General features: G+C 68.6%; 10 protein-coding genes and 1 tRNA gene. 4 read left to right on the top strand and 7 right to left on the bottom strand.

From position 1 onward, the window contains the following. From P1J78_RS13955 to P1J78_RS13945, 3 genes are all read right to left on the bottom strand, one after another. On the bottom strand, positions 1-641 hold a 641-nt coding region (locus P1J78_RS13955), incomplete at its 3' end, for a LysE family translocator (protein WP_275567987.1). 333 nt (positions 642-974) lie between these two features. Next, positions 975-1,478: an SET domain-containing protein gene (locus P1J78_RS13950; RefSeq protein WP_275567986.1), complete on the bottom strand. Its 504-nt coding sequence runs from the start codon at positions 1,476-1,478 to the stop codon at positions 975-977. A gap of 225 nt (positions 1,479-1,703) precedes the next feature. Then, on the bottom strand, positions 1,704-2,564 hold the full coding sequence (locus tag P1J78_RS13945) for an N-formylglutamate amidohydrolase (RefSeq protein WP_275567985.1): 861 nt from the start codon (positions 2,562-2,564) through the stop codon (positions 1,704-1,706). A 153-nt stretch (positions 2,565-2,717) separates the two neighbouring features. Between P1J78_RS13945 and P1J78_RS13940 the strand changes: the two genes are divergently transcribed. From P1J78_RS13940 to P1J78_RS13930, 3 genes are all read left to right on the top strand, one after another. Further along, positions 2,718-2,792: transfer RNA gene (locus P1J78_RS13940), tRNA-Val, on the top strand. 87 nt (positions 2,793-2,879) lie between these two features. Next, positions 2,880-3,005, top strand: coding sequence for a type B 50S ribosomal protein L36 (gene ykgO / locus P1J78_RS13935; RefSeq protein ID WP_275567984.1), 126 nt, complete (start codon positions 2,880-2,882; stop codon positions 3,003-3,005). Positions 3,006-3,089: 84 nt separating this feature from the next. After that, positions 3,090-4,280 (top strand): FAD-binding domain, encoded by a 1,191-nt coding sequence (locus tag P1J78_RS13930; RefSeq protein ID WP_275567983.1) that lies wholly within the window; start codon positions 3,090-3,092, stop codon positions 4,278-4,280. 157 nt (positions 4,281-4,437) lie between these two features. Here the strand turns inward: P1J78_RS13930 and P1J78_RS13925 are convergent, their stop codons facing one another. Both P1J78_RS13925 and P1J78_RS13920 read right to left on the bottom strand, forming a co-directional pair. Then, positions 4,438-6,081, bottom strand: coding sequence for a peptidoglycan-binding domain-containing protein (locus P1J78_RS13925; protein ID WP_275567982.1), 1,644 nt, complete (start codon positions 6,079-6,081; stop codon positions 4,438-4,440). 38 nt (positions 6,082-6,119) lie between these two features. Beyond that, positions 6,120-7,343 carry a phenylacetate--CoA ligase family protein gene (locus P1J78_RS13920; RefSeq protein ID WP_275567981.1) on the bottom strand — a complete coding sequence of 408 codons (1,224 nt, stop codon included), beginning with the start codon at positions 7,341-7,343 and terminating at the stop codon, positions 6,120-6,122. Between the two features lie 133 nt (positions 7,344-7,476). On the opposite strand from P1J78_RS13920, the gene P1J78_RS13915 reads away from it, so the two are divergent. Next, positions 7,477-8,328: a hypothetical protein gene (locus tag P1J78_RS13915; protein WP_275567980.1), complete on the top strand. Its 852-nt coding sequence runs from the start codon at positions 7,477-7,479 to the stop codon at positions 8,326-8,328. A gap of 63 nt (positions 8,329-8,391) precedes the next feature. Here the strand turns inward: P1J78_RS13915 and P1J78_RS13910 are convergent, their stop codons facing one another. Together P1J78_RS13910 and P1J78_RS13905 are read right to left on the bottom strand one after the other, a co-directional pair. Continuing rightward, on the bottom strand, positions 8,392-9,033 hold the full coding sequence (locus P1J78_RS13910; RefSeq protein WP_275567979.1) for a hypothetical protein: 642 nt from the start codon (positions 9,031-9,033) through the stop codon (positions 8,392-8,394). Positions 9,034-9,349: 316 nt separating this feature from the next. Continuing rightward, positions 9,350-10,174: an ABC transporter ATP-binding protein gene (locus P1J78_RS13905; protein WP_275567978.1), complete on the bottom strand. Its 825-nt coding sequence runs from the start codon at positions 10,172-10,174 to the stop codon at positions 9,350-9,352. Positions 10,175-10,231 lie beyond the last annotated feature (57 nt).

Below are 10,231 nucleotides of genomic sequence, written 5' to 3'. Positions count from 1 at the left end.
GAAGCCGACGTGAACCTGCCGGGCCGAGAGGCCGAGATCGCCGACATTGTTGAGCGCCAGTATGGGTTGCACAGGGAGGAGGCCGCGCGCGCCAAGCCACCGCCGACCCGTTCGATCCAGACACGCGCGCCGCCCTTGAACCGTTTGACAATCCAACTCGACCCGAGGCCATAGGACGACAGAAAGAGCCCGTCCATGACGATGTAAGTGGCGGATAGTATCAAGAACTGCGGCCAGAAAGCGGCTTCGCTGGTGATGAATTGCGGGAAGAGCGCCGCGAAGAAAACAACAGCTTTCGGGTTCGCAGCGGACGTCAGGAAACCTTGGAGCCAAAGGGTTCGCAGTGAAGCTCTCTTCCGCTCCGCAGGCCCACCTGTGTCATCTGGCTTAGCTCGTCGGATCATGCGGACGCCCAACCAGATCAGGTATGCAACCCCCACCCACTTGATGACTGTGAGGGCAGTCGCAGATGCCGCGATAATAGCGGCCAGCCCCAAACCCGCCGCCAGCATCTGCAAGGCGTTTGCTGAAAGGTCACCTGCGGCGGTCGACAACGAACGCTTGAAGCCGTGAACGCCACTAGTGGTGAGCATCAATAACTGGCTTGGTCCCGGCGTACTCATCAACGCCAGTACGGTCATTACGTACAATGTCCAGGTTTCAATTGGCATCGGTTGGCACCCTCCCGTTCCCCTCACTCTTACATTGAACGAATCTCTTCACAATTTTGAAATGCTTTCGTGCTGTGCGTTCCGGGTTAGCAGACATTGGCTGCAACGCGAAAAGCTGGAATTCTGGCCTCCTTCCGGCCGTGCGCTGCATCCGGGTGCGTGGTGCGTGCGCGCACGCACCCTACGGGGCTACGGGGCGCGCTGAACCATGTCCGACCCGAACCGGACCCCGGTCGCCGGGCGCAGGAAGGTCCGCTTCGCGAGACGAAGCGGACCCTCCGGCCATGCTGCGGAAGTTCGGCTTTAGTGGCCGGGTTGCCGCATCTTCCTTTCAAGGTAGTCGGCAAAACGCCCTGCATAGCGACGCTGAAGCTCGGGAATTTGCCAATCCTTGCCGCTCACTTGTCCACGACAGCCTACGGAACCACAGGCACAATCCATCTGCCAATCGTCGTCATCACCGGTTGCGTAGTCGAAGGTGAGTTCTTCGCCAACTTCTATATCCCGGATGGCCCGAAACGTGATTTGACCAACGATTTGAACGTTAGGGTTACACGAATGGTTCAAACACATCATTGATGCGTCACGCTCTTCCTGCGTTATCGGACCGATGAACAAGTGGTCGTCGATTTGAATTTCTGCCGGACCGAGCGTTTCGGCGAGTTCGTCGCGGGTGCGCCGGTCGAACACGTGACCGCCCTTTACGACCACCGTTTCCCCTGGTGCGATGGCCGACACACAGAAAAGGCCGAGCCCTTCTATGTTGCTACCCCGCTTTTCAACCTTGTCCGAAAACCATGTCGTCACAACTGCACCTCCGTCGCCAGGTGGCGATCGTTATCTGAGCCTTGTGACAAGCCTGTGAACGAGGCACTTATCGTGCTCCAGCGATCGTGCGTAGAGTGGCCAGCGGTCATTCGCTGCACCACCCTCCATCAGCAGGTACGGCCTCCTTCCGCCCGTCCGCTGCATCCGAGTGCGTGGTGCGTGCGAGCACGCACCCTACGCGGCGCGCGGGGCGGATGGGCCGGCCTACTCCGCCGCCAGGGGGAGGTCGACGCGGCCGATCCGGGTCAGGTCCGCCACCACGCCGCGCATCAGCTCCTGGAAGGCGGCGAAGTTGCCGTTGGGCCGCACGTGACGCTCGTCCATGTAGAGCGCGCGGTCGATCTCCACCTGGACCACATGCTGCCCGCGCGAGGGGCGGCCGTAATGCTGCGCCGTGTAGGCGCCTGCGAAGGGCGAGTTGCGGACGACGCGCAGACCGGCCCCGGCGAAGGCGGCCTCGATCATGTCCACCACCGCGGCCTCGGCGGCGGCGCCGAAGCGGTCGCCCAGGACGATCTCGGGATGCGGGGTGCCGGCCGTGCCGACGCTGTCGATCGCCTCGTGCGGCATCGAGTGGCAGTCGATCAGGATCGCCTGGCCGTGCAGATCGCGCGCCGTCGTCAGCAGCGCCTGAAGCTGCGCATGATACGGCCGCCAGTGGTCGCGCAGACGCTCCTGCGCCTCGTCCTGCGTCAGCTTCGCGCGATAGATGGCGCGGCCGTTCGCCACGACGCGCGGGATCACGCCCAGCCCGGAGGTCACCCGCGGATTGTGGGCCGAGCGGCGCACCCCCTCGATCAGGGCGGGGTCGAGCTCCTCGGCGGAGCGGTTCAGGTCGATGAAGGCGCGCGGCGCCGTTGCCGCCAGAAGCGGCGCCCCGAATTCGGGCGCGCAGCCGAAGAGCTGGTCGACGAAGGCATCCTCGGAGGACCGAATCGCCCGCTCGTCCAGCACCGACCGGCGCAGGAAGGCGCTCGGATAGTCGCGCCCACTATGCGGCGAGGCAAAAACCACCGGCGTGGTCTGCCGGTCCGGTCGGGCGAGTGTAAACGGTGGCTTGGTCAATCCCGTCTCCTGCTGAAAGGCAATATAGACGGAACCGGGCGGATGCCAAAAGCCCTTGAACAGCGCGCACGGAGACTTTATACGCTCAGCCCTACGGCGCGGGGGACACCCGCGTCTTGTTCGTTCGGAACGGGACGCGGCCACCGGGCCAAGGGGCGGTTAGCTCAGCGGTAGAGCACTACGTTGACATCGTAGGGGTCACTGGTTCGATCCCAGTACCGCCCACCATCCCGCCGCCGCGGCGGGGACAGATCATCGCCCCATGGGGCGGACCGTAACCACTGGCGCCCGGGCGCCGGCAACAGGAGATGACCGATGAAAGTTCGGAATTCGCTCCGCTCGCTGAAGAACCGGCACCGCGACTGCCGGGTCGTGCGCCGCAAGGGCCGCGTCTATGTGATCAACAAGTCGCAGAAGCGGTTCAAGGCCCGCCAGGGCTGATCACCGGCGCCAGCGTGCGAAACGGGCCGCCCCGCCAAGGCGGCCTTTTTCTGTTGGACCCGCTGCCGCGGCGGGAGGTGTGACATGCGGATCGGAATCAGCGGGGCCGGCATTGCCGGGCCCACCCTGGCCTGGTGGCTGGAGCGGGCCGGGCACGCCCCGACACTGATCGAACGCGCGCCGGCGCTGCGAACCGGCGGGTACATCATCGACTTCTGGGGCGCCGGCTATACGGTGGCCGAGCGGATGGGGCTCATGGACCGCATCCACGCGCGCGGCTACCGGCTGGAGGAACTGCGCCTGGTGGACCGCCACGGCCGCCGCGCGGGCGGGTTTTCGGCCGATGTGTTCCACCGCGCCACGGGCGGCCGTTTCGTCAGCCTGCCGCGGGGCGATCTGGCCGCGGCGATCCACGGCGATCTGCAGCGGACGGAGACGGTGTTCGGGCGGTCGGTCGCGGAGCTGGCGCCGCAGGACGACCGCGTGGGCGTGACGCTGGACGACGGCACGGCGCACGAATTCGACCTTCTGGTCGGCGCCGACGGGCTGCATTCGCAGGTGCGCGCGTTGGGCTGGGGGCCGCAGGACCGGTACGAGCGGACGCTGGGCTATTATGTCGCCGCCTTCGAGACGGCGGGCTATCCGCATCGCGACCCCGATGTCTATGTCAGCCATCTGGCGCCGCAGCGCAGCCTGTCGCGGTTCTCGCTGCAGGGCGACCGGACGATGGTGCTTCTGGTGTTCTCCGCCGATCTCCTGGACGGGCCGGAGCCGCGGGACGCGGCCGGGCGGCGAGCGCTTCTGCACGACGTCTTCGGCGGGTGCGGCTGGGAAGCGCCGGAGATCCTGCGCCACCTGGACGGGGCGGAGGATCTCTATTTCGACCGGGTCAGCCAGATCGAGATACCCGAGTGGCACCGGGGCCGCACGGTCCTGATCGGCGACGCGGCGGCCTGCGCCTCGCTCCTGGCCGGCGAAGGGACGGGGCTTGCCATGACCGAAGCCTACGTGCTGGCCGCCGAATTGCAGCGCGCCGGGGCCGACATGCCCGCCGCGCTGGCCGCCTACGAGACCCGGCTGCGCGACTTCATCGCCGGCAAGCAGCGCGCGGCCCGCGGGCTGGCCTCCTCCTTCGCGCCGAACAGCGCCTTCGCCGTCCGGCTGCGGCAGCTGGCGACGCGGCTGATGCGCGTCGGGCCGCTCGCCGACCTGATGATCGGGCGCATGCTGCGCGACGACGTCGACCTGCCGGACCCGGGGCGCCCGGCGGGTTAGACCGCGTCGCGTTCCTTCGCAGTCACGCGACGCGCTCCAACCTGTTTAGGTCGCATGCCCGGGGCGCACAAAACCGGTCCCCACTTTTGTGCGGCATGCTCCTGTTCCTGCATGCCCGGGGCGCACAAAACCGGTCCCCACTTTTGTGCGGCATGCTTCAGCGCCCGACCGCCGAGATCAGCAGCCGCACGATGGTGTCGCGGGTGACGTACCCGGTCGCGGGCAGGTTGCTCATCCGCTGGAACCGGCGCAGCGCGCGGCGGGTGGAGTCGGTGAAGTCGCCGTCGACCGTGCCGGGCTGAAGCTCCATCTCGGCGAGTTGCGATTCGATCATCCGGCGCCGGAACGGGTCGAGGTTCAGGCTGCGCTCCTCGTCGCGGGCGGCCTCGACCACATGGGCCGGCGTCTCCGGCGCGCTGAGGCTGTCGATCCGTGCCCGGGCCTCGGCCGCGAAGCGTCCGTTCGGGTATTCGGACAGGTACTGGCGGTACGACGCGATGGTGCCGCCGTTCACCGCCGAATCCCAGGCCCGGCGCTCGGCCTCGGCGGCGGCCTGCCGCTTCTCGCGCTCGATGCGGTCCAGCCCGGCCTTCGCCCGGTCCGAGAACAGACCGTCGGGATAGCGCTGCAGATAGGCGCGATAGCCGTCCTCGGTGCCGTCCGCGCCGGTGCGCCGCCACCAGTCGCGGTCGCGCCGCTCTTCCTCGGCGCGGCGCCGCTCGGCCTCGCGGCGCAGTTCCTCGGCGCGCGCGGCGCCTTCCTGCTCGATGCGGGCGACCTGGTTGGCGGTCAGGTAGCCGGTCGCGTTCGCGCCGACATCGTTCTGGAACCGCCGGATGGCGCCGCGCGTGTTGGGCCCGAAGACGCCATCGACGCCGCGCGTGTCATAGCCCAGCAGCGTCAGGTATTCCTGGATGTGCCGCCGCCGGTCGCGGTCGAGGTTCAGCGCCACCTCCTGCTCGCGGGCCCGGTCCTCCGGCGTCGCGCTGAGCTCGTCGATGCGGGCGCGGGCCTCCTGCGCGAAGCGGCCGGTCGGGTAGCGGCGGAGATAGCGCGCATAGCTCGCCGGCGAGTCGCCGTCGACCGCCTGCTGCCACAGCGCCCGCTCGGCCGCGTCCGGCGGCACCACCGGCGCCGAGGCGGGCAGGAAGGCGCGCGCGCGCGGGATATAGCCGTCGACATTCACCCCGTCCGGCGCCGCGCGCACCGCGTCGGCCACGCTCATCCCCGGCGACAGGATGCCGCCGCGCAGGAAGTCGGCGATCCGCGAGGGCACGCCCGTCGCCACCGTCACGCCGTTCGGAATGTCCCCCGACCGGAAGCCGCGGCGCAGGCTCCAGCCGATCTCGGGCGCGTCGTTGTCCACCGCCACCGCGATCAGCGCGTCGCCCGCATTGCGCCGGGCGACGTTGTAGAGCGCCTCGAAGGACAGCCCGTAGCGGCCCACGGTAAAGCTGTCGGGCGCGTCGGCATCGGTGGTCAGCAGCCAGCTGTCGCCCTGCATCCGCGCATAATGGCCGTGGGTGACGACGATGATCCGGTCGGCCCGGGCCAGCTCGCGCCCGATATCGGGCAGCCGCCGCGCCAGGGTCGCGCTGTCCAGGTTCTCCACCACGATGGTGCGGAACCCGGCGCCGTTCAGGAACGGCACCAGATCCAGCAGCGCGCGCGCGTTCTCGGCCCGGGGGTAGTTGCGGTAGTCGTTGTTGGCGACGATCAGGGCCAGGTTCTCGGCACGGGCGGCGCCGGCGGCCGCTAACATGGCCAGGGCGATCAGGATTCGGGCAAACGGGTGTCTCATCAAACGGACTCCTTCATCGAATGGGGCGATCGGACGGCTCAGCCGTAGTCGCGCCGGTCGTCGATCACCTTGCCATCATTGGGCAGCGTCCCAACGCCGACAAGCGCGACGCGGCCCCGCAGCTTCAACACATCGGCAACGCTCTGCTCATAGTCGGCGGAACTCTGCGCGTCGGTCTCGATCTGGACGTCCAGCACGTCGCGCTCCTCGGCGCGGGTGACGGTGATGCGGGCGCGCGCGACCTCGGGGTGCCGCGCGACCAGCTCGGCCACCTGCTCGGGGCGGACGAACATGCCCTTGATCTTGGCGGTCTGGTCGGCGCGGCCCATCCAGCCCCTGATGCGCATGTTGGTGCGGCCGCAGGGGCTTTCTCCGGGCATCACGGCCGACAGGTCGCCGGTGGCGAAGCGGATCAGCGGGTAGTCGGGGTTCAGCGTGGTGACGACCACCTCGCCGACCTCGCCGTCGGGCACGGGGTCGCCGGTACCGGGGCGCACGATCTCGACCAGCACGCCCTCGTCCACGATCATCCCCTCCATGGCCGGGCTCTCATAGGCGATATTGCCGAGATCGGCCGTCGCATAGCATTGCAGACAGGCGATGCCGCGGTCGGCGTATTCCTGGCGCAGCGAGGGAAACAGCGCCCCGCCCGACACCGCCGCCTTCTCGATCTTCAGCGGCAGCCCCAGCGCGTCGGCCTTGTCGAGGATCGACTTCAGGTAATCCGGCGTCCCGGCATAGCCGGTCACGCCCAGATCGGCGGCGGCGCGCGCCTGCAGCTCGGTCTGCCCGGTGCCCGCCGGAAACACCGTGGCCCCCACCGCCCGCGCGCCGTTCTCGAAGATCATGCCGGCCGGCGTCATGTGATAGGAAAAGCAGTTCTGCACGATATCGCCGCGCCCGAACCCGGCGGCGTGCAGGAAACGCCCCAGACGCCACCAGTCCGGGCTGGTCCGCCCCGGCTCGTAGATCGGGCCCGGCGACTGAAAGACATGCTCAAACCCGGCGACGGCATGGGTCGCGAAGCCGCCGAAGGGCGGATGCGCCTTTTGCGCCGCGCCCAGCGCCGTCTTGCGGATCACCGGCAGCTCCGCCAGCGCCGCGCGGTGCGTCACGTCCCCGGCGGCCACGTGGCTCAGCATCTCGGCGATGGCCGGCGCCTTGGCCTTGGCCTGCGCGATCTGCTCGGGCAGACGCTGCGCGAGATCGGCCGCGCGGGTCTCTGCGTCGCGGGTTTCGAGCGAGTCGAAATAAGACGTCATCCATGTCCTCCCTTGCTGGGCGGTCTTTCGCCGCCGCGACATTGTGTACGATTGTATGCCGAATGCCGCGTCCTTACTGCCTCTCCTCCATAGCACGGAACGCGCGCACGTGTAGGGATTGGAGGACACCGCATTGACCGACGCCGAAACCGGGGCCCGCCCGGACCTGGCCCTGACCCGCGAAGAGATCGATCGGCGCATCGTCTTTCACGACGAGCTGCAGACGATGGAGGTGGATTTCTCCGACCTCGCGCTGACCGGCACGGCGGAGGTGAACGCCTTCTACGACCGGGTCGAGGAGCGCATCGCCGAGACCGGCGAGACGCAGTGGTTCTTTCTCGTCAACTACTCGGGCAGCCGGATCGAACCGGATGCCTGGTTCGCCTTCGCCCGCCGGGGCAAGGTGGTGAACCGCGCGCATTCCATGGGCAGCGTCCGGTTCGACGCCTCCGACGAGACCCGCCGCCAGATCGAGCGCGACGCCGGGACCGAAAAATTCGACGCCAACCTCTTCGCCGACCGCGACGCCGCCATCGCCCGCATCCGCGAGATGCCGTCGACCCGGCGGCGCCGGATCCGCCACGTGCCGTCGCACACGCCCGAGGAGATCGCGGCGCGGGTGAGCTTCCTGCCGGAGGACGAGATCATGGAGGTCGACCTGTCGGGCTTCGTGCTGGCCCATAGCCGCGACGTGAACGACCTCTACGACCACCTGGAGCGGCGCATCGAGGAGACCGGGCGCCGCTGGTACTTCCTGGTCAACTACAACGACACCCGGATCATGCCCGAGGCCTGGGTGCAGTTCGCCAAGCGCGGCAAGGCGCTGAACGAGGGCGGCGCGCTCGGCTCGGTGCGCTACGAGGCCGGCGCGCAGACCGAGGCCGACATCCGCCTGCGCGCCGAAAGCCAGGGCTTCCGGCCGAACATCCGCAGCACCCGCGCGGCGGCGCTGGCGCGGATCGCCGAGATGAAGAGGGGCGGCTGACACCCGCGCACCGCGCCCCCGCGGCTTCTTCTCGTCGCAAATACGCATGGCCGGCCGCCCGCCTCACCGCGCCGCCGTCACCGCTTTCGCGGGCCCGTCCAGCGACGCCCGGGTCAGCGCCGCGACCAGCCGCACGAAACGCGCGCGGCCGCCGGCCAGATCGGCCAGCGCGTCGGCGTCCTGCGGCAGGCCCAGCTCGGCCGCCGCCGCCTCCGCCGGCTTGCCCAGCGTCGGATAGAGCGGCGCCCAGACCAGCTGCGCCTCGCGGGCGAATATCTCCGCCCCGGCGGGGCCGATGCCCTTCACCTCCTGCAGCGCCTTCAGGATGCCGGCACGGTCGCCGCCCGCCGCGCAGAGCTTGCGCAGATCGCCCGAGTAACGCTCCTTCACCAGCTGCGCCGCGGCCTCGATGTAATCCGCCCCGCGGTTGTCGAACCGGGCATAGCCGTTCTCGTTCAGCACGCGGATCCGGGTCTCCCGGTCGGCGGCCAGGATCGCGTCGATCTTGTGCAGCCCCTCGGATTTCAGCCCGGCCCCGGCCGCGACCGCGTTCGCCGCGGCGATCCGGGCCGATAGCAGCAGCGCGCCGATCAGCCAGTGAAACCACTGCACCGGCGCGTCCCGCGCGATCTCGGCGCCCATCTCCTCGCTGTAGAGCCTGCCCTGATGCTCGATCAGGGCGTCGACGACATCGCGCGTGCCCATGGCGGTCCTCCTGTCCCCGCCAACCCCCGGCGCGCGCCGGTTGTTCCGGGCGGCGGGGCCCCGCGTCGGCCGCAAGGCCGGCGTGGGGAGAAAGATCGTGCCGCCCGCGGCGCCTTTCGGAAACGACCGCCAACCGACAGCCCGGCCGAAAGAACACAAAACCCCGCCGAAGCGGGGCTTTGGGACGGTGACACTATCTAGGCTGACTTGAGCTTGTCATCGCTCGCTGGCCAACCTGCCTAGTACTCTAGGTCTTAAAGCCCGATAACCGGGATACGTCGTGACGATAACGCCCGGCGCTGCCTTTTGGCAAGGCTCAGCTCAGCCAGCGCTTCCGTCGGCGGTACGAGCGCACGTCGCGGAACGACTTGCGGCCCTCGTCGGACATGCCGAGGTAGAATTCCTTCACGTCCGGGTTCTCGCGCAGCTCGTCGGCCGGGCCGTCCATCACCACGCGGCCGGATTCCAGTATATAGCCGTAATGCGCAAACCGCAGCGCCACGTTGGTGTTCTGCTCGGCCAGCAGGAAGGACACGCCCTCGTTCTCGTTCAGCCCCTTCACGATGCCGAAGATCTCCTCGACCAGCTGCGGCGCCAGGCCCATCGAGGGTTCGTCCAGCAGGATCGTCTCGGGCCGCGACATCAGCGCGCGGCCGATGGCGCACATCTGCTGCTCGCCGCCCGAGGTATAGCCGGCCTGCGACCGGCGCCGCTCCTTCAAGCGGGGAAAGTAGGAATAGACCAGCTCCAGGTCCGCCTCGACGGCCGCCTTGCCGTCCTTGCGGGTATAGGCGCCGGTCATCAGGTTCTCCTCGACCGTCAGGTGCTCGAAGCAGTGCCGGCCTTCCATCACCTGCACCACGCCGCGCTCCACCAGGTCCGACGGCGCCAGGCCCTGCACCCGTTCGCCGCGATAGACGATGGCCCCCTTCGTCACCTCGCCGCGCTCGGAGCGCAGCAGGTTCGAGATCGCCTTCAGCGTCGTCGTCTTGCCCGCGCCGTTGCCGCCCAGAAGCGCGGTGATCCCGCCCTTGGGCACGCCGAGGCTCACGCCCTTCAGAACGAGGATCACGTGGTTGTAGATCACCTCGACATTGTTGACTTCCAACAGCGTCTCGTCGGTGCGTCCGGCGTCCAGCATGGGCATTCCCTTGCGAAGAGGGCCCGCCCCGGACGCGCCGGGACGGGCCGGATCATC

Source organism: Psychromarinibacter sediminicola (assembly GCF_029168335.1).
GTDB classification, from domain to species: Bacteria; Pseudomonadota; Alphaproteobacteria; order Rhodobacterales; family Rhodobacteraceae; genus Psychromarinibacter; species Psychromarinibacter sediminicola.
This window is presented reverse-complemented; position numbering and strand designations above follow the sequence as displayed.

What these genes read in the sequence shown, in the direction of transcription:
- ykgO (WP_275567984.1), top strand. Translation starts at nt 2,880, where the DNA reads ATGAAAGTTCGGAATTCGCTCCGCTCGCTGAAGAACCGGCACCGCGAC.
- P1J78_RS13930 (WP_275567983.1), top strand. Translation starts at nt 3,090, where the DNA reads ATGCGGATCGGAATCAGCGGGGCCGGCATTGCCGGGCCCACCCTGGCC.
- P1J78_RS13925 (WP_275567982.1), bottom strand. Translation starts at nt 6,081, where the DNA reads ATGAGACACCCGTTTGCCCGAATCCTGATCGCCCTGGCCATGTTAGCG.
- P1J78_RS13920 (WP_275567981.1), bottom strand. Translation starts at nt 7,343, where the DNA reads ATGACGTCTTATTTCGACTCGCTCGAAACCCGCGACGCAGAGACCCGC.
- P1J78_RS13910 (WP_275567979.1), bottom strand. Translation starts at nt 9,033, where the DNA reads ATGGGCACGCGCGATGTCGTCGACGCCCTGATCGAGCATCAGGGCAGG.
- P1J78_RS13905 (WP_275567978.1), bottom strand. Translation starts at nt 10,174, where the DNA reads ATGCTGGACGCCGGACGCACCGACGAGACGCTGTTGGAAGTCAACAAT.